Raw genomic sequence first — 25073 nt, 5'->3', positions numbered from 1 at the left:
CCGGGAGACAGCGGATTCACTGCCGCTGTGACCCAGGGAATCGTTGACATGAGAGCAGCCGGCGACGTCTTCACCGACGTCGACAACGGCGAGGCGGCGTTCGCGCCGGTGGTGCCGGTCCTCGCGCCGGGAGACATCGTTCTAGGCAACTGTGAAGGCGTGTACTGCGACCGGCCGGCCAAGTCGCCGTCGCACAAGCACTTCATGGGTACCACCGTCGACCGGGCGGCGCCGCTCGCGTCCGCCGGGTTCACCGTGATGACCTCGTCGAACAACCACGCTCTCGACGGCGGTTACGTCGGGCTGGACGACACCCGGGCGACACTCGAAGGGCTCGGGATCGATGTCCTGGGCGCCGGTGCCGATCTCGAAGAGGCCGTGCGCCCCTACGTGACCGAGCACAACGGGGTGCGGGTGGCGATCCTCGGCTTCAGTACGGTCTTCCCCAAGGGGTACGAGGCGCGCCCCAACCGCCCCGGGCTCGCGCCGCTGCGTGTCACGACGTCCTACCTCGACCCCGACGAGAATTTCTGGGAGCCGGGTATCCCGCCGCTGATCACCACCGCAGCGGTGCCCGAGGACCAGCAGCGGATGCGTGACACGATCGCCATCGCACGGGAACAGGCCGAGGTCGTCGTCGTGTCGATGCACTGGGGCTACTCACACGTCCTCGAGCAGCTGATGGACTACGAGCCCCGGCTCGCGCGCGACGCGATCGACCACGGCGCCGACGCCGTGCTCTGCACGCACCACCACGCCCTGCGTCCGGTCGAGTGGCACGGCGGGCGGCCGATCTTCTACGGCACGGGCGCGCTCGTCCACCACTTCGTCGGACCCTCCGTGACCCCGCAGATGCGTGCGAACTCGATGAAACGCTACGGCGAACTCTCCTCGATGCGCCCGCCGGCCGAGGAGTTCGAGCTGTGGCCCTTCGCCGAGGAGGCCCGCCGGTCCATGGTCGTCGCGCTCACCCTGCGCAAGGGCGAGCGGCCGGTGGCGGAGGCGGGGTTCTTCCCCGTCCAGATGCTCGCCGACGGCAGCACGACGGCATTGCGTCCCGAGGACGAGAGGGCCGCGGTCACGGCGAGATACGTCGAGCGCATGTCGGCCGACCAGGGCTTCGCGGCGGACTTCGAGCGCACCTCCCGGGACGGCTGGGCCTTTGTGCGGGTGACGGACCCCGCGGCACGGTAGGTCTCCCACCCCCCCAGAGGGGCCGGACGCACTCGCGTCCGGCCCTTCGTACGTGCGGCCCGCCCGTGGTGCCGTTCGCCGACGTGCCCGCGTACGGGGCGGGCAGGCATGACCGGGCCGCGCGGCGTGCCGGGACCTGGGTCACTGCCCGGCACCCGGCGCGAATGCGAAGGTGGCGCCATGATCAAACGTTTGCACGGAAAAGTCGCTGTGATCACCGGTACGGGCGGCGGGCAGGGACGCGCCGCCGCGCTGCTCTTCGCCCAGGAGGGAGCGGTCGTCGTCGGCGCTGACATCAAGACCGGCGGCGCCGAGGAAACGGTCCGGCTCGTCCGTGAGGCCGGCGGGACGATGACCTCGACTCACCCGCTGGACCTCACCGACCGGGCGGCCGTGAACGCGTGGATCGCGGGCGCCGTCGAGGAGTACGGGCGCATCGACATCCTGTACAACAACGCGGCGAAAGCGGAGTTCGGCTCCATCGCGGAGATGCCGGTGACGACCTGGCACACGGCGCTCCGCAACGAACTCGACACCGTCTTCCACGTCACCCAGGCGGTCTGGCCCCACATGGTCGCCGCCGGTGGCGGGGCGATCCTGAACACCGCTTCCATGCAGGGCATCAACTCGATCCGGTCCGGTCCCGGTGGGTTCGCCCACGCCGCCACGAAGCACGGCGTGATCGGGATGACGCGTGAGCTGGCCAACGAGGGCGGGCCCGTCGGTATCCGCGTGAACGCCGTCAGCCCCGGGCTGATCCTTACGCCGGCCACCGAGAACATCAAGGAGATGCCGGGTGCTGTCGCGGGATTCCTCGACCACCAGATCATCAAGCGGCCCGGCACACCCGAGGACATTGCACGCGCCGCGCTGTTCCTGGTCTCCGACGACTCCTCGTTCATCACCGGGGAGAACCTGGTCGTGGACGGCGGCTACACGGTCGTCTGACGCTCTCCGACACGGCGGGCCACGGCGGCCGTCGCCCTCAGCCCCGGCACCGGGGCCCGCGCAGACCGGCACGGGCCCCGGTATGCGGCTGTGGGATCACTTCGCCGTCGTCGGTGTCTCCGGGTCCACGCCCACCGTGATCGAGGCGATGACGCCCTCCGCGATCCGCTTCTTGTCGTAGCGGAGAGTCAGCAGGCCGCCCGTGGCGCCGCTGTCGTCGTACAGGATGTCCTCGGGGAGGGTGACACGCTCAACGGTGCTGCCCGAGTACGGCTCCGTGGCGGCGACGGCCAGGACGGCCTCCTCCTCGAAGTAGAGCTGGCCGGTGTGGCAGGTCCGGCCGCCCTCGTAGCCGCCGTCGGTCCAGGTCCCGTCCATGTGCACCTTGGTGTGGATGTGCACGGCCCGGCCCTCGTACCAGCCGGGGAAGATGCTGATGAAACGGACCTTGCCCTCGCGGTCGGTGCGCAGGGTGCCGCGCAGGTAGCGTTCGTTGTCGGTGGGCTCGATGTGCACCTCCTCACCGCCGGAGCCGTCCGTGGGCGGCGGCTCGGTGGGCAGGCCGGGAGGCATGGAGGAACCGATGCTCTCGTACCCGGAGTAGATGCCGAGCGCGTCGCAGTGCCAGACGTCGACCGCCGCGGCCCGCACCGGCTCGCACGTCTCTGCGTCGATCACCTTGATGACCAGGGCCAGAGGCACGCCCTCCTTGTCCTCGGTGATGTCCGCGCGAATCTTGTCCGCGTCGATGTAGTAGGGGCCCTCGATGGCTTCCGCGCTCAGCCGGTAGCACGTTTCTCCGGCTGCGGTTTCCGCCCTCTTCGCCTCGGCCGGTGTCTCACCGGCGAGAGCGTTCGAGGCGAGCACGACACCTGTGCCGGCCACGGCGACCGCCGCCCCTCCGGCGACGAGCACCTGCCTACGGGATGTGTTCCTCTTGTGCCGCGCAGCGTCCTGGGTCATCCTTACCGGCTCCCTCCGCTTGGGCCGGTCCGCGACGACCGGCCGTGCGCGCTCACTGTGCCGGGCGCACCTGAGCGGTACCTGAAGCGGAACCGGGCTCGGGCGTCCTGACGGTGCGGGCACCCCCTCCGAGCAGGCGCGGAAAGGGAGTTGTGGAACGCGGCACATCCCGTCGCTCCTCCCGGGCGCACCGCGTCTGCGCCGCGGAAAGGCGGAAGGACCGGACACGACGTCCGGCCCTTCCCCAAATCCCGTGCCCGATGGGCGGGTTACACGAACCGGTCGCCGCCGCCGACGTACAGCTGCTGGCCGGTGACGAACGAGGAGCCCTCACTGCCGAGGTAGGCGACCGCGTCCGCGATGTCCTCCGGCTCGCCCCGGCGCGGAACGCACTGGCCGGAGGTGACCGCCGCGAAGAAGTCGTCGACGTCGTCCCGCATGGAGAGGACGTGATCGGTCGCCATCAGGCCGGGCAGGACGCAGTTCGCCGTGACACCGTGCGCTCCGCCTTCGCGGGCGAGGGCGCGGGTGAGACCGATGATGCCGCTCTTGCTGGCGATGTACGCGGCCTGGCCCGGTGTGCCGATCATGGTCGTGCCCGACGACACGGTGATGATCCGGCCGTACTCCTGGCTCTTCATGTACGGCATCGCCGCGTGGCTGCACACGAAGGTGCCGCCGAGATTGACGTCGACGACCTGGCGCCACAGTTCCTGGGTCATCTCCGAGAACTCGACCCACGGGAAGATCCCGGCCATGGTGACCAGGACGTCGAGTGAACCGGCCTTGGCGTGGAAGTCGGCGAGGGAGGCTTTGACGGCCTCTTCGTCGGTGACGTCGGCGACGTAACCGAAGGCGTTGTGGCCCTGGTCGCGCAGTCGCCGGACGGCGTCGTCGACGGCGTCCTGCTTCAGGTCGATGATGCCCACCGTCGCGCCTTCGGCGGCCGTGCGGGCCGCGGCCGCGTAGCCCAGTCCGTTCGCGCCCCCGGTCACCATGACGCTTCGGCCCTGATAACGCCCGGCGGCGATGGGATAGCTCGTGGTGCCGGCCATGTCAGACAGCCTCGCCTTCGGTGTCTGCGCAGAGGGGGACGATCACGGACATGGTGCCTCCTGGCAAAAAAAGGGGGAGATGTGAGGAACTGCGTGCGAGCCTTCCGGGGCGGTCGCGGTGATGCAGTGACCTCGGTCCGACGCGGCCGTCGGCGGAACATGGTCGCGGTCGGGCTCAGAAGTCGAAGAACACGGTTTCGTTCTCGCCCTGGAGGCGGATGTCGAACCGGAGGGAGCCGTCGTCCTCGGGTACCGCGACGAGCGTGTGACGACGGTTCTCGGGGACTCGCGCGAGCACCGGGTCGGCGGCGTTCGCCGCGGCTTCGTCCGGGAAGTAGATCCGGGTCTCCGCCTGCTTCATGAGGCCGCGGGCCCATACCGTCGCATGGAGGTAGGGGGCCAGGGTGGTGCCGTCGGGCAGTTCGAGACCGCCCTCGGGTTTGCGCACCCAGACGTGCCAGACGCCGAAGGCGTCGGTCCGGGCCCTGGTGAACTGGTCGCCGAGCCACACCTCGACCAGCGCGTCGGGGTGGGCGACGGGTTCTCCTTCCCCGTCCAGGACGGCGCCGCGGATGAGTACGGCACCCGGCTCGTCCGGGTCGGTCGACCGGTTCATGCCCTTCGCGTACAGCGCGTAGCCGTACATGGGGCCGATGGTCTGCGAGGGAGACTGCGTGGCTGACATGCGCATCACCTGAACGTCGGCGTCGCGCCGCTGCCGCGCAGCACGATGTCCCAGTTGTAGGAAAGGGCGGAGGTGTCCCCGCCGGAGGTCAGCGGAGTGGACTCGCTGTCGAACTGCGCGACCAGGCGGCGCCGTCCCTTGAGGTCCGGAATCGCCTCGATGATCGGGTCGTGCTCGATCAGCGGGTCTCCGTCGAAGTAGCACTGGGTGATGAGACGCTCACTGAGGGTTCGCCCGAAGAGCGAGAAGTGGATGTGCGCCGGGCGGAACATGGTTCCCTTGGGTCCGGCGTAGGCCGCCGGCCGGATCGTGGTGAACCGGTAGTTGCCCTGACCGTCGGTCATGCACCGTCCCGCACCGGTGAAGTTGGGGTCGAGCGGCATGAACCCGGGGTCCGCCTTGTCGACGTACCGCCCCGCCGAGTTGGCCTGCCAGATCTCCACGAGGGTGTTCGGAACACCGCGTCCGTCGCTGTCGAGCACCCGGCCGCTCAGCACGATCCGCTGCCCCTGGGGCGGGCCGTCGTGCTGGATGGTCAGATCGTTGTCCGTCGGCTTGACGGCGATGTGTCCGAACGTCGGTCCGGTGAGGTCGTGGAACCATCCACGGGGCAGCTGCACGAGTGGTTCACGTGGGCTCCGCTTCTTGGTGATGAGGTAGGCGGGGTGGAAGTAGGGCGGGTTGGCATCGGGCTCACTCATGGCTTCGGACGCTAGGCACACGCGGGCGTCCGGTCTGTGACCTACGTCCTGTCCACGGACGGCCGCGGACCCGGCCCGTCGACGGCGTCATCCGCGCCGTGCGCACCGCGCCCGCGCCGCTCGCGGACCCAAGTCACGTCGAGGCCGCCCGGGCTTCACCTACAGTCCCCCGCATGCTCAGGTCATCGGACATCGCATGGTGAGGCAGCCGGCCGCGGTCGTGGTCGGCGCGGGACCGTCAGGCTTCTACACGGCGGCCCAGCTCCTCGACGCGGGCTTCACCGTGGACATGGTGGACACGCTTCCCACCCCGTTCGGTCTCGTGCGCGCCGGAGTGGCGCCCGACCATCCGAACATCAAGGTCGTAACGCGGGTCTTCGACAAGGTGGCGGCGCGCGACGGCTTCCGCTTCTTCGGCGGGCTCACCCTCGGCGAGAACCTCTCCCGCAAGGACCTCGTCGAGCACTACGACGCGACGGTCTACGCCACCGGCATGCCGGAGTCGAGCCGGCTGGCCGTCCCCGGTGAGGACCGGCCCGGATCGGTGAGCGCGACGCGTCTCGTCGCGTGGTACAACGGCCACCCGGACGCCGCCGAGGCCGCGTACGACCTCTCGGCCCGGCGCGCCGTCGTCATCGGCAACGGCAACGTCGCCATGGACGTCGCCCGCATCCTCGCGCTCGATGTCGACGCGCTGCGTCGCACCGACATGGCCGATCACGCCATCGCCGCGCTCGACCGGTCCCGGCTGGAGGAGATCGTCGTCCTCGGGCGCCGCGGGCCGGTCCAGGCGGCCTTCACCAGCCCGGAGCTGGGCGAGATAGCGAAGCTGACGGAGGTCGACGCGCACGTCGATCCACGCGACCTCGACCTGGACGAGCACAGCGCGGCCGCGCTGGCGTCCGCCGACCCGACGACCCGGATGAACGTGGATCTGCTGCGTGAACTCGCGGTCCGGGAGGCACGGCCGTCCCGTCGGCGCATCTCGTTCCGGTTCCTCTGGTCACCGCTGGAGATCGTGGGTGACGGCCCGGACGGGGCCGTGACCGGTCTGCGGATCGGCCGCAACAGGATCGAACGGGACCCGGACGGCTCGCTGCGGGCCGTGGCGACCGGTGAGGAACAGGTCATCGACTGCGGGATGGTGATCCGCGCGATCGGTTACCGCGGCCGCCCCATCAACGGCCTGCCCTTCGACGACCGCACCGGCCGTATCCCCAACGTCGACGGGCGTCTCGTGGAGGACGGGGAGGTCCAGCCCGGTGAGTACGTCGTCGGCTGGATCAAGAGAGGACCGTCCGGAGTCATCGGCACCAACAAGAAGTGCGCCGTGGACACCGCCGCCGCGATCCGCGCCGACCGGGACGGCAGGCGGCTGAACCCGCACGCCGCGTACGCGCCGGACACGAGCGCGGCGATGCTGCTGTCCCGGGCGCGGTCCGTCGTCGACTGGCAGGGCTGGCAGGCGATAGACCGCGCGGAGACCGAGGCCGGCCAGGAGCAGGGCCGTCCGCGGGTGAAGTTGGTGCGCCGCGCGGATCTGTTGGCGGCCGCCACGACCGAGCCCGCCCTCTAGGGCCCACTCACGCGGACTTCGGTCACAGCACCGGAGGATGCCGGTTCTTAACGTCATGTCAGCAGCATTGCCAACCATGGAGGTGTACCCGTGTCCGCGGAACCGGAGGTCAACGTCGAACTCTATTCGCGCAGCGGATTCGGCGGACCGTTCACCACGATCGTCCGTGCCCAGTATCTGCCCGACTTCAAGCGGGCGGAGGGCGACTACCTGCCTCGCCGCTTCCAGACCTGGAAGCTCGCCGACGAGGCGTTCGCGGGCGCGCACGCGCTGCCCGTCCCCATCCTCACGGGCGACGGGCTCGCCATCGAGGTGAACCGCCTGTCCGGCCCGCCGGCGCACGCCGTCAAGAACGTCGCGGCCGACGAGCTGCACTACGTCGTCGACGGTGGCGGTGAGCTGGACACGATGGCCGGCGTACTCCGGGTACGGGCGGGCGACTTCGTGCGCATCCCCCGCGGCATCGCCTACCGCTGGAACACACTGACCGCTCCGCTCAACGAGGTCATCATAACGACGTCCAGCGAGATCACCGTCGATCCGCAGAACGCGCCGGGCACCTTCAACCCGGACCTGCATCTCGACGTGGCGACACCGCACGGCCGGCCCGGAGGCCCCGTCGACGGGGAGTACGAGGTGGTCTTCCGGCACGGGGACCGGCTGACGTCCTACTTCTTCGACTACGACCCGCTGCCCTGCCTCGACGTGAAGGGGGCGCCCCCGGTCGTCCGCGTCAACATCGAGCACGTCCACGGACTCGCGGTCGACGACGGCGGCCTCCAGCCGGCCCGGCTGTTCGGTTCCGTCTCCGGCCGGGACCTGCTCTTCGGCATCAACAGCCGGCGCAGCGACCGCCCGCCGGTGCACCACAACGTCGACTACGACGAGATCATCTGCTACGCCGCGGGCCCGACGCCGTGGGGCGGGGTCGACACCCCCGGTACGGTCACCTGGGTCCCCAAGGGCGTGCTGCACCAGGGCCCCGAGGAGGACGTGCAGCCCGGTTACAAGGCCTGGCTGCTGGAGACCCGCGTCGACATGACCGCGACGCCGGCCGGTCTGGGGATCTCGCAGATCATGGAGACGAACCAGTACGGCGTGCACCCGAGCAACGAGCACTCCGCCGTCTCCGTCTGAGTCTCCGCCCGGCGAAGGTGTCCCGGACCTGAGGTCCGGGACACCTTCGCCGTCTTTGGGGCCGGGCGGCCCGTCGGTGGCTCAGCGCGTCCTGAACCGGAGCGGCAGGCTGGTGAAACCGCTGAGCATGATGCCGGTCGTCACCGTGCCCGGTCCCGCGAGGTCGATCTCCGCTGTCCGGGCCAGGATCTCCTCCAGCGCCACCCGCAGCTCCAGGCGGGCCAACGGCGCTCCGAGGCACTTGTGCACGCCGCTGCCGAACGCCAGATGGTCGTTGGGCGAGCGGTCGATGATGCAGGCGCTCGGATGCTCGAACGCCTCCGGGTCACGGTTGGCGGCACCGTAGTTGAGCGCCACGCGATCGCCGGCCCGGATCGTGCGGCCGTGCAGTTCGACGTCTTCGGTGGCCGTCCGGGCGAGTTCCGGCAGTGGCGTCTCGATGCGGAGGAACTCCTCGACGGCGCTCGGGATCCGCTCCGGGAACCGGCGCAGGGTCATCTGGATGTCGGGGTTGGTGGCCAGCCGGTACAGCGCCGCGCCGAGGGAGTCGGCGGTGGTGGCGTGTCCGGCCGCGATCAGCTGGACGCCTATCTGGGTCACCGTGTCGTCGCTCAGCGGCCGGCCGTCGACCTCCGCTGCCATGACACCGCTGAGCAAGTCGCTCTCCGGGTCCAGCGGCCGGGCCCGCCGCTCCGCGACGACGCGTGCGATGTGGGCGCCGAAGACCTGGGCGATCACGGCGCCGACCTTGTTCGGGTCCCAGCCCATCCGCTCGAAGTCGGCTATCTCCTTGACCAGTTCGGTGTAGGCGGAGTCGGGCAGGTTCAGCAGGGCGGAGAGGGCCCGCGCCGGAACGGGCTGGCAGAAGGCGGTGATCGCGTCACCCTCACCCGCCTCCAGCAGGGGTTCGAGGTGCTCGACGACGAATCCCCGGATCGTCGGTTCCAGACGCGCCATGGCCGGTGCCGAGAAGTAGCGGTTCAGCAGCCGGCGGTACGTGGCGTGCTCGGGCGGGTTGAGCGATATGGGGATCTGGCTGCCGAACTCCGGCATCGCGATGAACGGTGCTCCGGAGGCGAAGTCGGCCGGCCGGCGGGCCGCGTCCCGGACGTCGTCGTAGCGGGTCAGTGTCCAGTAGCCGCCGTTGTCCTCGGTCCAGGCGACCGGGCACCGCTCGCGCAGGCGCTGGTACTCCGCGAGACGTTGCGCGGAGCGGCTGCCGCTCCCGCGTGCGCCTCCGCCCCGGTCCTCTTCGGGGAACCAGTCGGAGACGGAGGGACTGCCGCTGTGGCTGTCGAAGTCGGTCATGTCTGGAAGGTAGACACCGATCCGACACCCTCCAGTGACCTGAGTCACTCAGCGGCGTGTCCGCTGTCCTCGGTGGACGACGCCCGCGGTCACCTCGCGGTGGACGAGGACGGGGGCGGCCGCCGAATCGGCGCCGCCCCCGTCCATCGACCGGGCCCCCCCGTGGCGCCTACGCCTCGGGCGGGGCCGGCGGCCCGAAAAGGCGCGTCTGCCCGTACATCTGGGCGACACTGTCGCGGTGTCCGTTGCCGGGCGCCGTGTACCAGGTCGCGATGTCACGGAAGTACCGCTGCATCCGGGCGCTGTTGAGCGCCTGCGAGCTGCCGCCGGTACGCCACAGGTGCTCGTTGACGGCGTTCCACACCAGGCGGCCCGAGTACCCGGTCCGACATGTCAGCTTGAGGTTCCGCTCCGGGTCGACCGAACCCTCGGCGCCCATCTCCGCCAGCTCGTCGCAGACGCTCTTCATGAGCGCCTCGCCGGCCTCGATCTCCATGGAGGCGAGCCCGAACGCACGCTGGTATTCGCCCACTTCGGCCTTCACCTTGGCGTTGAGGATCGCCGGGTCGGTGATGCCGGGAATCCGCTCCGGTGCCTTCTTCTTGATGACCTCTTCGTACGCGTCGAGCGCCCCGAAGCCCATGCCGATCACGAGCGCCGGGGGGTAGGTGGAGGCGAAGGCCAGCTGCGGCATCGCGTAGGTCGAGTCGCCGTGGTAGAGCGACCCCGGGGTGCTGCCGTCCACCGCGCCTAGTGCGGTGTAGCTGTTGGGGAGGATCCAGTGGTCGGGGACGAAGGCGTCCTTGATCGTCACCGTGCCCGAGCCACTGCCGCGCATGCCGAGGATGTTGCCCCAGTCGTCGCCGACGGTGAAGTCCTCGCGCTTCGCCACGAAGGAGAGGTGGCTCCCCTCGGGACCGTGCGGCGATCCGGCGGGAGCCGGCACCACACCCATGTAGTGGTTCGAGTACGGCGATCCGGAACCGTAGGGGTACACGCCGTTGATGATGTAGCCGCCGTCCACCCGGCGGGCCTCACCGCGGGGGAAGGCGAAGGACGCCGCGACGAAGTAGCCGTCCGGGGCGCTGAACAGCTCGTCCTGCGCCTCCGGCGAGAAGAAGGCCGCGGCGGAGTAGACATGGCTGTGCCCGAGCGTGTAGCACCACGCGGCCGAGGGGTTGGCGCGGGCCAGCTCGATCGCGAGCCGGAGGAAGGACCACGCGTTCATCTGGTAGCCGCCGTACCGCTTCGGCGTGAGGACCTTGTAGAACCCGTTGTCGATGAACGCCTGCTGCACCTCCTCGGTGGGGAAGGTGTTCAGCTCCGTCTCCTCCTGCCGCTCGATGAGGAAGGGACGGAGGGCTCGAGCGCGCTCGATGAGCTCGTCGTGCGTCGGGATGTCGGTGCCCGAACCCGTTTCGAGGGAGTCCGGCTGCGTAGTGGAAGTCATGAGAGGAGAATTCCGCAAGAAACAACGCCCATCAGTGACTTGAGTCTCGCACGCGCGATATCTTCTGCGCCTTTTGCGACCGGCTTGCAGAAAAGCGAACAGGTCCGGTGTTTCGCCTTTCGGCGAAACACCGGACCAGGTGACGGACGGTGAATCCGGCTGATCTCAGAACGGGGTGTTCGAGTTGACCGGGTCGGTGTCCGGGATCGGCTGCGCGGCGACCCAGTGCTCGACGATGCCGCCGTCCTCCAGGCGGAACATGTCGAAAGAGTTGAGGCCCCGGTCGTTCGGGTCCGCGGAGTTCAGCACGATGTGCGACTGGCAGACCACCAGGTCGTCATCGGCGATCAGTCGCTTGACCTCCAGGCGCGCGTTCGGGAAGGCGTCCAGGAAGTTCTCGTGGATGTCCTTCAGGAACGCCTCACGTCCGTCGGCCACCCCGTGCACGTGCTGGACGTAACGGTTTCCCATCAGCTCGGAGGCCTTCTCCGGGTTCCGGTCGTTCAGCAGGGTGTTCACGAACTCCCGGACGACTTCCTTGTTGCGCTCTTGCACGGTCTTCTCAGCCATAACGGCGGCACTCGCTTCCTGGACTACGCAAGGGGATGTTTGTGATGACGATGCCCGGCGGGCAGGCGGTGGCGCTGTGACCAAAGTCCTCGGAGATCATCAACCCGCCGCGAACCAGTCGGCGTTGATCTGCTTGAAGTGCGCGAGTTCGGGCGGGAGATTCTCCTCCGCGTAGGGCGCCCCGACGGGACAGGCTCCCACGCACGCGTCGCACTCGATGCACTCGTCGGGGTTGATGTAGAGCTGGGTGGCTTCGCCGTAACCGGACTCGCCCTCCGCGGGATGGATGCAGTCCACCGGGCAGACGGCGGCACAGGCGCCGTCCTTGGTCTCGACACACGCCGAGGTGATCACGTAGGTCATGGGGTACCTCTCCACGTTTCCAGGGGCCCAGCCTGAAGAGCGGTGCCGCGAATATCCGTGACCGCAGTCACAGAGAGGCCGGATTCACCGTGTCAGCGTGCGGGGCATGACACATGACTCCGCACCGAACGAGAAGCGCGCTGCCGACTGGTCGCCGGAGCAGGACCGGGGCGGCAACGCCCGCGGAGGCGGAAGCCGGTCGCCCCAGCGGCTCGCCGAGTACGACCGGCTGCGGCGGGAGTGCCCGGTCGCCTGGGCCGACGACCACTCCGGCTACTGGACGCTGACGCGCTTCGCCGATGTGACTGAGGCCGCGCGGCAGCCGGGGACCTTCGAGTCGGGCCAGTTCTTCATCGTGCCCTTCCCGGAGGGCGGCAGGCAGATTCCGATCACGCTGAACCCGCCCGAGCACACCGTCTTCCGCCGCATGCTGAACCGCTACTTCGCCAAGGAGCGGATGGAGCGTCTCGAACCGGTCATCCGCTCCTACGCGCGCGAGCACCTGGCCCCGATCCTCCAGGCCGGAGGCGGGGACGTGGTGCCGTCCCTGTGCCAGGTGCTGCCGGCCCGCACGCTCGCGGCACTGATGAACCTGCCGGACGCGGCGTCCCGCGACCTGATGGCCCAGATGGCCTCGTTCGAGGAGATGGGGTGGGACCCGGAGAAGGTGGCCCCCGTCATCTTCGGGGTGTTCGCCTCCTACATCGCGCAGGTCGTGGCTCAGCGCCGGCAGGAGCCGCTGGATCCCGATCTGGACCTGATCAGCGGCGCGATGGCGATGGAGGTCGACGGTGCACCGCTGTCCGATGAGACCGTGATCGGCATCGGCACACAGATCATCGCCGCGGGTCACGCGACCAGCGCCGACGCGCTGGGGGCCGCCGTCTACCGGCTGGCGACCAATCCCGACATCCAGATGCGGTTGCGGCGGCAGCCCGAACTCATCCCCACGGCCGTCGAGGAGTTCCTGCGCCTGGAGACTCCCCTGCCGGAACTCGGCCGTCGCGCCACCGAGGACATCGAACTGCACGGCCGGACCATCCGGGCCGGCGAGCTGGTCGCCCTGAACTACGCCGCGGCCAACCGTGACCCCGACGTCTTCGAGCACCCGGACAGCTGCGTCATCGACCGCTCCCCGAACCGGCACCTGTCCTTCGGGTCCGGCATGCACAAGTGCCTGGGCGCCCCCTTGGCCCGGCTGGAACTGCGGGTCGCCCTGGAGGAGCTGCTCGCCGCCACGACGGAGATCCGCCTCGCCGGCGCGGCCGAGGAATCGACGGGGCTCATTCTCTCGGGATTCACCTCACTCCCCCTTCACGTGCAGGTTGCCCTGCCCGTGCAATCCTGAGGTTGGCGCCGTTCCGGACGGTCTCACCACCGAGGCCGTCCGGTTAGGATCCGGCAGCCTCACACTTCGGCACCAGGGAGAGCCGCCGTTGTCTGTCCCTTCCGTCCATTCATACATTCGTACGAAGCTGGTCGTTCCGGAGATCCCACCGGAGGTCGTCGGTCGCCCGCGGGTCGAGCGACGTCTGGACGAGCTGATCGCCCGCCATCGGCTCGTCCTCGTGGTAGGGACAGCGGGCTCCGGCAAGACGACCGCCGCCGCGGCGACGGTCCGGCAACTCCACCAGCCGGTGGCGTGGCTCTCGGTCGACGACACCGACATCGCGCCCGGCCGGCTCGTGACGTATCTGGACGCCGCGGTCGGACGCGTGCTGCCCGAGAGCACGGGCACCGCGGTGAACGCGATGTCCGGCAACGTGCCGCACGCCGAAGCCGCCGGGCTGCTGTCCTCCTCGGTCGGCGACCAGCCGATGGTCATCGTGCTGGACCAGCTGGAGCGCCTGGGGGACAGCTCCGAGGCGTGGGCCGTGCTCGAGTCGTTCGTCCGCCACGCGGGAAGCGGCCTGCGGATGGTGCTGCTCAGCCGCCGGTTCCTGCCCGTGGAGCGATTCGATCCGACCGGCCTGGACGTCGGCTTCCTCGGCGAGTCGGCTCTGGCGTTCACCCCGGAGGAGGCCGCCGGAGCGCTCGCGCGGCGCGGCGTCGCCGACGTCGACCCGCGTCATGCCGTCGAGGAGACCGGCGGCTGGGTCACGGGTGTCCTCTTCGAGGCGTGGCGCTCGGCCGATCACCTCCCGGGCATAGGCGGCGAGGCGGATCCGCTGTACGGCTATCTGTCGGCACACATCCTCGGCCAGCTCGATCCCCGCGACCGCGAGTTCCTGATCGACACCGCGCTGCTCGACGAGGTGACGCCCGGACGGGCCATCGCGCTCGGCATCACGGAGGCGGGCGCCCGCATGGCGTCACTGCGCAGTCGTGCGCTGCCGGCCACCTGGCCGGGAGCCCACACCCTGCGCTGTCATCCACGGTTCCGTGAGTACCTCAGGGAGTTGCTGGAGCGGCGGCCCGCCGACGTCGTTCGGGAGTGCCGCGTACGCTACGGCCACTTGCTGGCCTCCGAGGGCCGCGACGAAGACGCCACCGAGGTACTGATCGACGCCGGCGCGTACGAGCCGGCCCTGGCTCCGGCCTCCCGCGCGATCGCCTCCGTCATCGAACGCCACGACTTCCGCCAGGCGCGTCGCTGGCTGGAGATCCTGGAACCCACCGCGGCGGAACACAGCCCGTTCGCCCTCAGCCTGGGGCATCTGATGCTGTCGGTGGCCGAAGAGGAGTTCGCGCGGGGAGCCGCCTACGCCGATCACCTGGCAGCGCGCGGCCTGCGTGACGAACTGGCCCGCTCATCGGGCCGGGCCGTCATCCTGATGATCCTGTGCTATGCCGCGTCCCTCGACGCCGAGGGGCTGCGCGCGGTCGTGGCCGCCGCGCCCGAGGGTGCGAACCGCAGCGTCGCCGAGTACTTCGTCGCCCTGTACACCTACGACTCCTTCAACGCTTACGAACTCCCGCCGCTGAGCCTGGGCGCCGAATATCCCTCCTTGCTCATCGGCAAGTACTTCCACGGCCGGATCGCGGAGGTCGAGCTGGCCGTCGGATCGGCGTGGAACGAGTGGGAGTCCGTGGGATCGCGGCTGCTCGCCGCCCGGGCGCTGGGCCATACCGAGCAAGCGCTGGAGATGTACGAACGGGTGGCCGGTCTGGGCGCGCGGTCCCTGCTCGTCCGCGAAGCGGCCCCGGACCTGCTCCTCGACGCGGGCAGACGGGAGGAGGCCCGTGCCGCACTGGACGAGTACGACCAGGAGGTCCACCGCAAGGGATCACTCTTCGCCCGCCTGGGAGCTCTCACCCTGCGCGCCAAAATGGCACTGCGTCTGGACCGGGACCACGCCGCGGCCCTGGCGGCACTCGAGGCGTTCGACCGGATGAACACGTCGGCCGGTGCCAGTCCTCTGCAACAGCGGGCCGATACCTGGCGTGGGCTCGCCCTGCTGCTGGCCGGTGAGGACACGCGGGCCGCGGTGTGTCTGCGGGCCGTGGTCAAGACGATGCTGGCCGCGGATCTCCTCCTCGAACTCCCCGCCGCGGCGGTCTTCCTCGCCGAGGCCGAGTGGCGGCTGGGCGATCCGGAAGCCGCCGACGCCGCTGCCGACATCGCGCTGGAGGCCGCGCGGTCCCAGGGCTCCACCTTCCTGCTGATGGAGGCGCTCTCCTTCCTGCCGGCCGTCGTGTCACGGCGCATCGACGCGGAGACCTCGGCGACCTCGGAGTGGCACGACTTCGGCCGGGCCCTGCACGCCCATCGCACGGCCGACCGGCGGTTGGTGGCGCTCTCCTCGGTGCTGTTGCGCGAGTTCGGTTCGGTCGAACTCCTCGTCGACGGCGTCCCCGTGCCGACCGGCATCCGGAAGAGTCTCGAGCTGCTGGCCTATCTCCTCGCGCAGGGAGGCCGGGCGCGGCGCAGGCAGGTGATGGAGGCGCTCTTCGAGAGCACGGACCGTTCCGCCCAGGCGTATCTGCGCCAGGCCCGGAGCCGGCTCAACCGGGCGCTGCCGGAGCAGGCGGCGGTCGGCACCGACGGCGAGGAGATGGTGCTCTCCGACGCGCTGGCGGTCACCAGCGAGTCGGCCGAGCTCGAACGCCGGCTCCGGATCGCCCGGACCCTGCCGGGGCAGGACCGTCTGCGGGCCATCGTCTCCGCGCTGCGGACAGCCGACGCCGGCGAGTACCTCCCCGCGGTGCGAGGCGCGTGGGCGGACGAGCGCCGGGACCGGGTGCGGTCACTGATCACCGACGCTCACGCCGAGGCGGCTCAGCTCTCCCTGACCGCCGAGTACTACCGCGAGGCGCAGGCGCATGCCCAGCGGGTCCTGCGTGAGGACCCGTATCGGGAAGGCGCCTGGCAGACCCTCATGAAGGTGGCGGGCGCCCTCGGCGACCGCGACGGCGTGATCGAGGCGTACCGCGCATGCGAGGAGGCCTTGGGCGACCTGGGCACGCTGCCGTCGGTGACCACCCGACAGCTTCTGGAGAAGCTGCGCCGCTGAACAGCGGCCCGTGTCGCCGCGCAGGAGCGGGGTCAGCCGAGTGACACCTGGTACAGGGACCTCGGATCGCGCAGCACCGTCAGCCGGCCGCGCCGCTCGACGAGCCCCTCGTCCTGGAAGCGGCACAGCGCCCGGGACACCACTTCACGCACCGAGCCGATCGCGTCGGCGATCTCCTGGTGACTGACGCGCAGGACCAGCTCCCGTCCCACCCTCATCGCGAGCATCAGCAGATGACGGGCCACCCGGGCGCGGATGGGGCTGAAGACGTTGGTCGCGATGAGCTCCTGATCGATCATGGCCTGCCGCGCGATCTCCCGGGTCAGCGCCCAAGACAGCTCGGCACGCCGGCGGGCGAGCGCCGTGACGCCTGTCCGGGAGAGCAGCAGCATCCTGCTGTCCTGGAGGGCTTCTCCGTTCAGCGCGCGCCCGCCGTAGCGCTGTGTCGCCGGACCGGTGCTGGTCTCCAATGCCAGCCCCCGCACACCGACCAGCTCGCCGCGGCCCGCGTACCGGACGGTCATCGACCGGCCGTCGGGTGCGTGGACGTAGAAGCGGAGCAGTCCCCCGACGACCACACCGAAGACCGCGGTCTCGGCGTGGTCGGCACCGCGGTAGAGCATGTCCCCCGCCGCGACCTGCGTTTCGACCGCCTGCCCCAGGATCGCCTGGGTCAGGTCCGGCGGGAGCGACGAGAGCGACGTCATCCGCCACGCCTCGTGTGCCTCGGGCGAGATCCGGGCGCGCCGCCCGGGGCCCGACGTACGCGGGGCCGGGGCCGGCAGGGAACGGACGGGCGAAGTCAACGTTGACTGTGCCATGGCGGGCCATCCAATCAGTCTGTGATGACGGACATGGCGGATGTTCCTCACGCGATGTGAAGGAGGGCGAAATGTCGGTGGGCGTGAGCCTGGAACGGCTCTCAGCTGCGGCTTTCCGCCGCCCATTCCAGGTGCTCGGCGATGATCCGGCCCAGGGCGGCGGGCTGCTCCAGCTGGATCATGTGGGGAGCGTCGTCGACAACGACCAGGCGCCCGCGGGGAGCGCGCTCCGCGATCTCCTCGGAGCGGCTGAGGGCGGACGCCCGGTCCTGTCCGCCGGCCACGGCCGTCACCGGCATGCTCAGCCGCCCGAGCCGGGAGGCGGTGTCATGGGTGGCGATCGCCCGCCACCCGGCGGCGAACGCGGACGGTTCCAGGTTCAGCAGGAGGGTGCGGGCGTATTCCACCCCTGGATGCGTGGGAACGGCCGACAGGGCCGCCGGTGTGAACCAGCGGGTCAGGGTGTCGTGCAGGACCTGCGACATTCCGCCGGTCTCCGCGGCGACGGCCCGCTGCTCCATGACGGCCGGAGAAGCGGACGCGCCCGTGCAGGCGACGAGCACCGAGGCCACCCGGTCCGGATGACGCAGTGCCGCGTTCAGCGCGACCATGCCGCCCATGGAGACACCGACGAGGTGGAGCCGTCCCGGATACATGGCGACGACCTCGTCGGCCAGGCCGGCCATCGTCAGCGCTGCCTCCGCCGGGGGACGGCCGACCCCGGGGAACCGGTGACGCCGCGCGCCGTCGGGCAGGTCGACGAAGTCCCAGGTCCGCGCGTCGTTGCCGACGGGCGGGAGAAGAACGACACTCGGGCTGTTGTCTGACAGATCGCTCACCCGCCGGAGGCTAGTGGAACCGGGGGGGCCGTGCCTGTGACACAGGTCCCTGGACCAAAGTCACCGCTCCACCGGGAAGCCCCGCTCTAGCGTCCGGGCCATGACCACCCTTGCCGATGCGTTCGACCCGCTCTCAGCCGCATACCTCAACGACCCGCAAGCCGCGGTGCAGCCGTTGCTGGCCGACAGCCCGGTCTTCTTCCACGAAGCTTTGAACTCGTTCGTCGTCACGCGCCACGAGGACGTCCGCGCCGTCCTCACCGACTTCGAGACGTTCTCCTCCGGCGCCTACAAGGCGCTGGAGCCCTCCGTCGAGGCGCTCGCGACCATTCCCGACGAGCACAAGCGGGTGGCGCAGCTGGTCATCGGCGGCGGCATCCTGCTCAACCTCGACCCGCCCGTGCACACCCGCGAGCGCAAGGCCGCCCAGAAGGCCTTCACCCGTCCGCGGGTGAACCAGGCCTCCGACAACATCGCGGCCAAGGCCGACGCGCTCATCGACGGCTTCGCCGACCGCGGCTCGGTCGACCTGATGCAGGACTTCGCCTACCAGCTGACGCTCGCCGTCGTCGGCGACATGCTCGGCCTTCCGTCCGAGCACCTGCCGCGCTTCCACGCCTGGATCGGCGAGGTGTTCGGCCTGATGTCACCGATCGACGCGAAGCCCGGCACGTCGGCGCGGTCCGACGCCGACATCGTCGACGCCTACACGCGGATGTACAGCGCCTACGAGTTCTTCTCCGAGTTCGTGGCGGACCGGCGCGAGAACCCTGGGGACGACCTCACCTCGGCGATGCTCAAGCTCACCGACGAGCAGGGCGAGCCGCTGCTCAGCAACGACGCGGTCCTCGCCCACATGGTGTCCATCACGGCCGCCGGAACCGACACGACGGCGAACCTGATCGGCAACACCGTGCGGTATCTGACCGAGCGCCCCGCCCTGCTGGAGGAGCTGAAGGCCGACGAGACCCTCTGGGAGAAGGTCGTCGAGGAGTCCCTGCGCCGGGCCGGCATCGGGCTGCATCTGTTCCGCTACACCACCCGCGACACCGAGATCCGGGGCGTCCCGATCCCGGCCCGCTCGATGGTGCTCCTGAACATCGCCGCCGCCAACTCCGACCCCTTGGTCTTCCCGGACCCGCTGGCCTACGACATCCACCGGCCCAACCTCAGCGAGCACCTCGCTTTCGGCAGTGGCCGGCACTTCTGCATCGGCTCTCCTCTGGCCCGCCCGGAGGCGCGCCTCGCGCTCCAGACGCTGTACCGGCGTCTGCCCGGCCTGAAGGCCGACCTGGAGGAGAAGCAGGAGTACCTCCCCGCCCTCACCGTACGGGCGATGCTCAACCAGACCGTGACGTGGTAGGAGGCCGACAGTGACCAGCGTGCGTGACGTCCACCATTTCGCGTACTCCGCCTCCGAGGCCGAGCGGGAGATCCGTTTCCACGAGGGCGTGCTGGGTCTGCGCTGCGTGCGCCGCGAGCCGCGGACCCTGCGCGGACTCTCCGGTGAACAGCTCGTCTTCGGTGCCACGGAGGACCCCGCCGAGGGCTTCCTGGTCGCCTACTGCCTCGGCGCGGACGGGCCGACCGGCCGGCGGGGAAGCAACGGACCGGACGCCCCGAACCTCTCGGTTCCCGCAGGGTCGCTCGGCTACTGGCAGACGCGCCTGCACGACGCGCACGTCGAGGGCCGGATCGAGGAGGTGTTCGGTACGAAGCGACTCGTGTTCACGGCGCCGTCCGGCATCCCGTACGCCCTCGTCGAGACCGGTGAGCCGGACTCCGTTCCGGTCAGCGGCTCCGTCGCCCCGGCCCTGGCCGTGCGGGGTCTGCACAGCGTCACCGTCTCGCTGATGGACGTCCGCGAGACGCACTCGTTCCTGCTGGACCTCTTCGGCGGCGAGCACACCGTGCAGGACCTCGCCTCCGGGTACTATCGGTTCGCGGCGGGCGCCGGCGCAGCCGGTATCGAGCTTCTGCACCAGCCCTACCGCGCCCCGGGCACGTGGACGTACGCCGTGGGAACGCCTCACCACATCGGCCTGGCGGTCGACGATACCGCGTCCCGGGAACAGCTCTGCGAGCGACTGCGCGACGCCGGTTACCACGACGTCTCCCCGGTCGTCGAGGACACGGACTCCAGTACGGTCTGGGTCCGCGCGCCCGGCGGCGCGCTCGTCGCACTGGTCTGCCCCACCGGCTCCGAGCGCTGAGATCCGCCGATGCCCAACATCGCCACGACTCTCACCGGGGCCCGCCGGCTCCACGCCGAGCGCACCGCCCTGCGGTATGCCGACCGTCACCTGACGTACGGGGAACTGGACGACGCCGTCCGCCGGTTCGCGTCAGCCCTCCTGTCGAGCGGCCTGCGCCCCGGGGACCGTGTGGCCGTCTTCGCCAAGAACTGTCCCGAGTACGTGATCACCATGTACGGCGCCTTCGCGGCCGGCATGGTGATCGTGCCCGTCAACGCCAAGCTGGCCGGACCCGAACTCGCCGTGATCCTGGAGGACAGCGAGACGCGGCTGCTGGTCCACGACGCGGCGAGTGCGGCTCTGGTGGACGCCTCCGCGGGGCCCGACCTGGCCACGCTCCAGATCGGCCCCGCGTTCGACCGGTTCCTCGCCGTCGGTAGCCCGGACCAGCAGGTGGCCGACCTCGACGAGGACACGGTCGCCTGGCTCTTCTACACATCCGGTACCACGGGCCGCCCCAAGGGCGCGATGCTCACCCATCGCAATCTGACGGCCATGATGTGGCTGGAGCTGGCCGATGTCTGTGACTACCGGGCCGAGGACGTGGCTCTGCACGTCACACCCCTCTCCCACGGCGGTGGCCTCTATCTCCTCGGAGCCGTCGCTCGGGGCGCGACGAACCTGATCTACAGCGGGTCGTCCTTCGCCCCCGCAGAGGTGCTTCGGCTGATCGAGCGGGAGGGCGTCACGGTCATCGCCTTCCTCGCCCCCACGATGATCGTCATGCTCCTCGACGCGGACGCCGAGTCGGCCGCGGACACCTCGTCCCTCCGACGGGCCGTCTACGGCGGCGCCCCCATGCACCTCGACCACGCCCGCCGCATGGTCGACCGCTTCGGGGCCGTGTTCGTACAGATCTACGGCCAGGGCGAGTCGCCCATGACGATCACCTACCTCGATCTGGCCGAGGGCCCGGTCGACGACGACCGCCTCGTCTCGGCCGGCGTCCCTCACCCGGGCGTGGAGGTCGCGGTCCTCGATGCCGACGACCGGCCCGTGGCCGTCGGCGGTACTGGAGAGATCTGCGTGCGCGGGGACACCGTCATGCGCGGATACCTCGGCAATCCCGAGGCGACCGCGGCCACGCTCCGCAACGGCTGGCTCCACACCGGCGACGTGGGCCGCTTCGACGAGCACGGGCGGCTCACCCTCCTGGACCGCAGCAAGGACGTCATCATCTCCGGCGGGACGAACATCTACCCCCGCGAGGTCGAGGACGCCCTGCTGCTGCACCCGGGGGTTCGGCAGGTCGTGGTCTTCGGCGAGCCCGACAAGGTGTGGGGGGAGAGCGTGACGGCCGCGGTCGTGCGCGAATCGGCCGCCGACGTGTCCGCCGACGAGCTGATCGAGTGGTGCCGGACGCGGATCGCCGGCTTCAAGAAGCCGAAACGGGTCGTGTTCGTGGACGAGTTGCCGAAGAACGCGTACGGCAAGGTGCTGCGCCGCGAGGTACGGGACCGGCTGGTGGCCGACGCCGTCCGTCACACACGTGGTTGACCGTCGCCGGGGCGGGAAGGTCGGTCCCGGCGCGAACCCGTTGCGTCGGTTCGGATGACCGGTGTTCGTCGAACCGGGGGGCGGGTCAGCTCAACTGGAAGGAGCGCCTGGCGAGGCCGGCCATGTAGCCGTCGATGACGGTCCTCGCGGGCTGCTCGGGGTTTTCCGCGGCGCCGAGGGTGATGAAGATGGGGAGGAAGTGGTCCGGGGTGGGATGGGCGTAGGGCATCCCGGGTGCGCGGTCGGCGTAGGAGGCGAGTTCATCGACGTCACCGCGGGCGAGGGCGTCGGTGGCCCACCTGTCGAAGTCGGAGGACCAGCCGGGCACGGTGCCGTGGAGCATCATGTCGCGTGTGATGTGCGGCAGGCCGTGGACCATGAAGCCGGAGCCTATGACGAGGGCCCCTTCCTCGCGCAGAGGGGCCAGCCGGCGGCCGAGCGTCAGGAGGCGCTGCGGGTCGTGGGTGGGCATGGACATCTGCAGGACCGGGATGTCAGCCAGCGGGTACATGGCCATCAGCGGGACCCAGGCGCCGTGGTCCAGGCCGCGGGAGGGGTGCTGGTACAGGGGTTCGCTGTCGGGCATCATCGCGGCGATGCGGGCGGCGAGAGCGCCGGCGTCGGGGGTTTCGTACCGCATCTGGTAATAGCGGGGGTGGAAACCTCCGAAGTCGTAGACCAAGGGGGTCTTGGCCGCGGGGGCGGACAGCATGAGCGGGGCGTCCTCCCAGTGCGCGGAGACGATCACGATGGCCCTGGGCTTGGGCAGCGACTGGGTCCAGTCGAACAGCCGGCGCAGCCACTCGCCGTCGTCGAAGAGGGGCGGGGCGCCGTGGCTGAGATAGAGGGCGGGCAGGGGCCCGTCGGCGGGGGACCAGGGCCGCTGGGTGACGGCCCGGTCGAGAGCGTCGGGAAGGAAGGCGTCGTAGGCACCGGCGGGTATCTCGGGGCGGAACAGATCGGACACGGTGGCCTCCAGGGCCGCTACGGGCGATCGAGCACGTTCGGATGGCGGTTGTACGGCCGGGCCCGCCGGTGGACAGGACTGCCGCGGGTCAGGTCGTGCGTACGGAAGGGCAGGCGCGCTGGGAGCCGATGGCTTCGCTGACGCGGCGGCTGATCTCCCGCACCTGCTTGGCCTGCACCTTGGTCAAGGGGTCGATGACGAGGCGGCGTACTTCCGCGACGTGCCCCGGTGCGGTGGCGGTGACCTTGTCCCAGCCCGCGTCGGTCAGGGTGGCCAGGGTGAACCGGCCGTCCGCCGGATCGGGGCTGCGGGTGAGCCAGCCTTTGCGCTCCAGGCGCTTGGCGGTGTGGGAGAGCCGGGAGAGGGAGGCTTCCGCGAAGTCGGCCAGGTCGCTCATCCGCAGGGTGCGCTCCGGGGACATGGAGAGTCCGGCGAGGACCTGGTACTCGAAGTGGGAGATGCCTGCGTCTCGCTGCAGCTGGGCGTCCAGGGCCGCCGGGAGGCTGACCAGCATGCTGACCATGGCGAGCCAGGTCTGTTGTTCCTCGTCGTCCAGCCAGCGGGGCTCATCAGGGTTCATCCCCCTACGGTAACTTGACCCTTCAAGCCCGAGGGCGGCTGTTTCGTCGTGCATGGTGACCTCCCGACCACGGCTGGACGGTTCCAAGGGACACCTCGGCGGATGACGCCGGAAGCGGCGCGGATCAGCTCCGAGGCGCGTCGTTCAGCGGCAGGGCGCGCTGGTAGGCGAAGACCGCCGCAGCGGCGACCGCGACGTGCATGACCATCAGTGCGATGATCCCGGCGGCGTCGGCGTGCGCCTGGAAGTCGCTGAAGAACATCATCAGGTCGGGAACGAGGGACACGACCACCACGGTGGGGACCAGCCACGACAGCAGGGCGCGCGGATCGGCCGAACGCCGGCGGATCACCGCCCAGCCCACCGCGCCCACGAGAACGCCTATGACGGTGAACGAGATGAACGCCCCGGGCTGGAGAGGCTGGAAGTCCTCCGACGCCCCGGCGGCACGTGCGAGGAGCGCGATGATCTCGTTGAGGACGCTTCCCGCCACGATGCCCGCGATCAGCCACCCGGCGACGGCTGCCCGTCCCGGACCGGTTCTGACGGGAAGCGTCGAGGCAGGGGTGTGGGAGGAGGAAGAGGTGGACACGGGAATCTCCTTGGATGAGGGGGCGGGCTGGTGACTGCCTTCGCGCCCCGTGGTCGGCCAGTAGGTGAGAGTGCTCCCGAAGGGTGTCGGCCCGGCGCCGGGAGCGGCCCGTCCTGGAGCCGGGCGGTCTCCAGGACGAGTGGAACGACGGTCGGGTCGGCCTCAGTTGCCGAGCGCGGCCGCAAGGGTCTCGCGCAGCGGGGTGGTGGGCCGGCCGGTGAGCCGCGAGAGATCGCCGGAGGTGTCGGCCAGCTGGCCGTCGGCGGTGCCCGCGTCGATCGATACGAGCATCTCCACGACGGGCTCGGGCAGGCCGGCGTCGGTGAGGGCCTTGGTGTGAGCGTCTGCGGGCAGGTCCTGGTAGGCGACCGGGGTGCCGGTGACAGCTGTGACGTCGGCGGCGAGGTCGTCCATGGTGAAGGCGGTGTCGCCGGAGAGTTCGTAGACGGTGTCGGCGTGGCCGTCGCTGGTGAGGACCACGGCCGCCGCGGCGGCGTAGTCGGCGCGCGAGGCGGCGGCGACACGGCCGTCACGGGCGCTGCCGATGATGACGCCGTTGGCCACGCCCTGCTGGGCGGTGGGGACGTAGTTCTCGTTGTACCAGCCGTTGCGCAGCAGGCTGTAGGTGAGGCCGCTGGCCTTGATCGCTTCCTCGGTCGCCCGGTGCTCGGGGGCGACGGGCAGGGCGGAGGTGTCGGCCTGCAGGACGCTGGTATAGGCCAGGAGGGAGACGCCGGCGTTCTTGGCGGCGTCGATGACGGCCTGGTGCTGCGGGATCCGGCGGCCGACCTCGCTGCCCGAGATCAGCAGGATCTTGTCGGCCCCCTGGAAAGCGGGCTCAAGGGTTTCCGGGCGGTCGTAGTCGGCCTCGCGGACCTGTACGCCGCGCTCGGCGAGGTCGGCCGCCTTCTCGGGGGAACGGACGGCTGCGACGATCTGTTCGGCGGGGACTCGGGTGAGCAGTTCTTCCACGACGAGGCGGCCGAGCTGGCCGGTGGCGCCGGTGATGACGATCATGGCGGTTCCCTAAGAATGTGAGGCGGTCCGGGAGGACCGGGTGTGGCTGATGGTGGTCTGCCGTTTGTGGCTCGGAAGGAATGGCCGCCCGGTCCTCCGGG

At 70.2% G+C, this 25073-nt stretch carries 23 protein-coding genes; 9 read left to right on the top strand and 14 right to left on the bottom strand.

Annotation, left to right across the window (positions count from 1 at the left end):
- Window positions 1-48: 48 nt before the first annotated feature.
- Window positions 49-1194 carry a CapA family protein gene (locus tag ACIF8T_RS39045; RefSeq protein ID WP_400042068.1) on the top strand — a complete coding sequence of 382 codons (1146 nt, stop codon included), beginning with the start codon at window positions 49-51 and terminating at the stop codon, window positions 1192-1194.
- Window positions 1195-1374: 180 nt separating this feature from the next.
- Window positions 1375-2142: an SDR family NAD(P)-dependent oxidoreductase gene (locus tag ACIF8T_RS39040; RefSeq protein ID WP_400042067.1), complete on the top strand. Its 768-nt coding sequence runs from the start codon at window positions 1375-1377 to the stop codon at window positions 2140-2142.
- Window positions 2143-2238: 96 nt separating this feature from the next.
- On the opposite strand, the gene ACIF8T_RS39035 is transcribed toward ACIF8T_RS39040, so the two are convergent.
- The 4 genes from ACIF8T_RS39035 to ACIF8T_RS39020 form a co-directional block, all read right to left on the bottom strand.
- On the bottom strand, window positions 2239-3105 hold the full coding sequence (locus tag ACIF8T_RS39035) for an intradiol ring-cleavage dioxygenase (RefSeq protein ID WP_400042065.1): 867 nt from the start codon (window positions 3103-3105) through the stop codon (window positions 2239-2241).
- Window positions 3106-3374: 269 nt separating this feature from the next.
- Window positions 3375-4160: an SDR family NAD(P)-dependent oxidoreductase gene (locus ACIF8T_RS39030; protein WP_365739946.1), complete on the bottom strand. Its 786-nt coding sequence runs from the start codon at window positions 4158-4160 to the stop codon at window positions 3375-3377.
- Window positions 4161-4335: 175 nt separating this feature from the next.
- Complete coding sequence (locus ACIF8T_RS39025; protein WP_400042062.1) at window positions 4336-4845, bottom strand: protocatechuate 3,4-dioxygenase subunit alpha; 510 nt, start codon at window positions 4843-4845, stop codon at window positions 4336-4338.
- Window positions 4846-4850: 5 nt separating this feature from the next.
- Window positions 4851-5546: a protocatechuate 3,4-dioxygenase subunit beta gene (locus ACIF8T_RS39020; protein ID WP_400042061.1), complete on the bottom strand. Its 696-nt coding sequence runs from the start codon at window positions 5544-5546 to the stop codon at window positions 4851-4853.
- 196 nt (window positions 5547-5742) lie between these two features.
- Between ACIF8T_RS39020 and ACIF8T_RS39015 the strand changes: the two genes are divergently transcribed.
- Window positions 5743-7122, top strand: a complete 1380-nt coding sequence (locus ACIF8T_RS39015) for an FAD-dependent oxidoreductase (RefSeq protein ID WP_400042059.1) — start codon at window positions 5743-5745, stop codon at window positions 7120-7122.
- Between the two features lie 90 nt (window positions 7123-7212).
- A complete protein-coding gene (locus ACIF8T_RS39010) occupies window positions 7213-8259 on the top strand; it encodes a hypothetical protein (protein WP_400042058.1) in 1047 nt (348 codons plus the stop codon).
- 81 nt (window positions 8260-8340) lie between these two features.
- Here ACIF8T_RS39010 and ACIF8T_RS39005 read toward each other — a convergent pair whose 3' ends face one another.
- The 4 genes from ACIF8T_RS39005 to ACIF8T_RS38990 form a co-directional block, all read right to left on the bottom strand.
- Window positions 8341-9567: a cytochrome P450 gene (locus ACIF8T_RS39005; RefSeq protein WP_400042056.1), complete on the bottom strand. Its 1227-nt coding sequence runs from the start codon at window positions 9565-9567 to the stop codon at window positions 8341-8343.
- Window positions 9568-9736: 169 nt separating this feature from the next.
- The gene (locus ACIF8T_RS39000; protein WP_400042054.1) at window positions 9737-11017 is read right to left on the bottom strand and encodes an acyl-CoA dehydrogenase family protein; all 1281 of its coding nucleotides are present in this window, start codon (window positions 11015-11017) and stop codon (window positions 9737-9739) included.
- A gap of 165 nt (window positions 11018-11182) precedes the next feature.
- Window positions 11183-11587, bottom strand: coding sequence for an ester cyclase (locus ACIF8T_RS38995; RefSeq protein WP_355569107.1), 405 nt, complete (start codon window positions 11585-11587; stop codon window positions 11183-11185).
- A gap of 99 nt (window positions 11588-11686) precedes the next feature.
- Window positions 11687-11950 carry a ferredoxin family protein gene (locus ACIF8T_RS38990; RefSeq protein WP_355569110.1) on the bottom strand — a complete coding sequence of 88 codons (264 nt, stop codon included), beginning with the start codon at window positions 11948-11950 and terminating at the stop codon, window positions 11687-11689.
- 106 nt (window positions 11951-12056) lie between these two features.
- Here ACIF8T_RS38990 and ACIF8T_RS38985 point away from each other — a divergent pair, with 106 nt between their 5' ends.
- Window positions 12057-13298 (top strand): cytochrome P450, encoded by a 1242-nt coding sequence (locus tag ACIF8T_RS38985; RefSeq protein ID WP_400042052.1) that lies wholly within the window; start codon window positions 12057-12059, stop codon window positions 13296-13298.
- A gap of 88 nt (window positions 13299-13386) precedes the next feature.
- The gene (locus ACIF8T_RS38980) at window positions 13387-16404 is read left to right on the top strand and encodes an AAA family ATPase (protein ID WP_400042051.1); all 3018 of its coding nucleotides are present in this window, start codon (window positions 13387-13389) and stop codon (window positions 16402-16404) included.
- Between the two features lie 32 nt (window positions 16405-16436).
- Here the strand turns inward: ACIF8T_RS38980 and ACIF8T_RS38975 are convergent, their stop codons facing one another.
- Together ACIF8T_RS38975 and ACIF8T_RS38970 are read right to left on the bottom strand one after the other, a co-directional pair.
- On the bottom strand, window positions 16437-17111 hold the full coding sequence (locus ACIF8T_RS38975; RefSeq protein WP_365739956.1) for a Crp/Fnr family transcriptional regulator: 675 nt from the start codon (window positions 17109-17111) through the stop codon (window positions 16437-16439).
- 215 nt (window positions 17112-17326) lie between these two features.
- Window positions 17327-18064 (bottom strand): alpha/beta fold hydrolase, encoded by a 738-nt coding sequence (locus ACIF8T_RS38970; protein WP_400042049.1) that lies wholly within the window; start codon window positions 18062-18064, stop codon window positions 17327-17329.
- A gap of 100 nt (window positions 18065-18164) precedes the next feature.
- Between ACIF8T_RS38970 and ACIF8T_RS38965 the strand changes: the two genes are divergently transcribed.
- From ACIF8T_RS38965 to ACIF8T_RS38955, 3 genes are read left to right on the top strand one after another with little or no spacing between them, the layout of a single operon-like run.
- Window positions 18165-19427, top strand: a complete 1263-nt coding sequence (locus tag ACIF8T_RS38965; protein WP_400042047.1) for a cytochrome P450 — start codon at window positions 18165-18167, stop codon at window positions 19425-19427.
- A 10-nt stretch (window positions 19428-19437) separates the two neighbouring features.
- A complete protein-coding gene (locus ACIF8T_RS38960; protein WP_400042046.1) occupies window positions 19438-20277 on the top strand; it encodes a VOC family protein in 840 nt (279 codons plus the stop codon).
- Between the two features lie 9 nt (window positions 20278-20286).
- Entirely contained in the window at window positions 20287-21816 is a 1530-nt protein-coding gene (locus ACIF8T_RS38955; protein ID WP_400042045.1) for a class I adenylate-forming enzyme family protein, read from the top strand.
- 85 nt (window positions 21817-21901) lie between these two features.
- Here ACIF8T_RS38955 and ACIF8T_RS38950 read toward each other — a convergent pair whose 3' ends face one another.
- The 4 genes from ACIF8T_RS38950 to ACIF8T_RS38935 form a co-directional block, all read right to left on the bottom strand.
- Window positions 21902-22783, bottom strand: a complete 882-nt coding sequence (locus tag ACIF8T_RS38950; RefSeq protein ID WP_400042043.1) for a dioxygenase — start codon at window positions 22781-22783, stop codon at window positions 21902-21904.
- 88 nt (window positions 22784-22871) lie between these two features.
- Complete coding sequence (locus ACIF8T_RS38945) at window positions 22872-23363, bottom strand: MarR family winged helix-turn-helix transcriptional regulator (protein ID WP_400042041.1); 492 nt, start codon at window positions 23361-23363, stop codon at window positions 22872-22874.
- Between the two features lie 124 nt (window positions 23364-23487).
- Window positions 23488-23955, bottom strand: a complete 468-nt coding sequence (locus ACIF8T_RS38940) for a DUF6069 family protein (protein ID WP_400042039.1) — start codon at window positions 23953-23955, stop codon at window positions 23488-23490.
- A 162-nt stretch (window positions 23956-24117) separates the two neighbouring features.
- On the bottom strand, window positions 24118-24972 hold the full coding sequence (locus ACIF8T_RS38935) for an SDR family oxidoreductase (protein ID WP_400042037.1): 855 nt from the start codon (window positions 24970-24972) through the stop codon (window positions 24118-24120).
- Window positions 24973-25073: the final 101 nt, after the last annotated feature.

It is taken from the genome of Streptomyces sp. NPDC085946, from assembly GCF_044540485.1.
GTDB lineage: Bacteria > Actinomycetota > Actinomycetes > Streptomycetales > Streptomycetaceae > Streptomyces.
The sequence above is the reverse complement of the archived record's forward strand: the minus strand, read 5'-3'. Positions and strand labels throughout refer to the sequence as shown.

Bases quoted from the DNA above. Each gene is read 5' to 3' on its own strand.
- ACIF8T_RS39045 (WP_400042068.1), top strand. From the start codon at position 49: ATGAGAGCAGCCGGCGACGTCTTCACCGACGTCGACAACGGCGAGGCG.
- ACIF8T_RS39040 (WP_400042067.1), top strand. From the start codon at position 1,375: ATGATCAAACGTTTGCACGGAAAAGTCGCTGTGATCACCGGTACGGGC.
- ACIF8T_RS39035 (WP_400042065.1), bottom strand. From the start codon at position 3,105: ATGACCCAGGACGCTGCGCGGCACAAGAGGAACACATCCCGTAGGCAG.
- ACIF8T_RS39030 (WP_365739946.1), bottom strand. From the start codon at position 4,160: ATGGCCGGCACCACGAGCTATCCCATCGCCGCCGGGCGTTATCAGGGC.
- ACIF8T_RS39025 (WP_400042062.1), bottom strand. From the start codon at position 4,845: ATGTCAGCCACGCAGTCTCCCTCGCAGACCATCGGCCCCATGTACGGC.
- ACIF8T_RS39020 (WP_400042061.1), bottom strand. From the start codon at position 5,546: ATGAGTGAGCCCGATGCCAACCCGCCCTACTTCCACCCCGCCTACCTC.
- ACIF8T_RS39015 (WP_400042059.1), top strand. From the start codon at position 5,743: ATGGTGAGGCAGCCGGCCGCGGTCGTGGTCGGCGCGGGACCGTCAGGC.
- ACIF8T_RS39005 (WP_400042056.1), bottom strand. From the start codon at position 9,567: ATGACCGACTTCGACAGCCACAGCGGCAGTCCCTCCGTCTCCGACTGG.
- ACIF8T_RS39000 (WP_400042054.1), bottom strand. From the start codon at position 11,017: ATGACTTCCACTACGCAGCCGGACTCCCTCGAAACGGGTTCGGGCACC.
- ACIF8T_RS38995 (WP_355569107.1), bottom strand. From the start codon at position 11,587: ATGGCTGAGAAGACCGTGCAAGAGCGCAACAAGGAAGTCGTCCGGGAG.
- ACIF8T_RS38990 (WP_355569110.1), bottom strand. From the start codon at position 11,950: ATGACCTACGTGATCACCTCGGCGTGTGTCGAGACCAAGGACGGCGCC.
- ACIF8T_RS38985 (WP_400042052.1), top strand. From the start codon at position 12,057: ATGACACATGACTCCGCACCGAACGAGAAGCGCGCTGCCGACTGGTCG.
- ACIF8T_RS38975 (WP_365739956.1), bottom strand. From the start codon at position 17,111: ATGACGTCGCTCTCGTCGCTCCCGCCGGACCTGACCCAGGCGATCCTG.
- ACIF8T_RS38965 (WP_400042047.1), top strand. From the start codon at position 18,165: ATGACCACCCTTGCCGATGCGTTCGACCCGCTCTCAGCCGCATACCTC.
- ACIF8T_RS38955 (WP_400042045.1), top strand. From the start codon at position 20,287: ATGCCCAACATCGCCACGACTCTCACCGGGGCCCGCCGGCTCCACGCC.
- ACIF8T_RS38945 (WP_400042041.1), bottom strand. From the start codon at position 23,363: ATGAACCCTGATGAGCCCCGCTGGCTGGACGACGAGGAACAACAGACC.
- ACIF8T_RS38935 (WP_400042037.1), bottom strand. From the start codon at position 24,972: ATGATCGTCATCACCGGCGCCACCGGCCAGCTCGGCCGCCTCGTCGTG.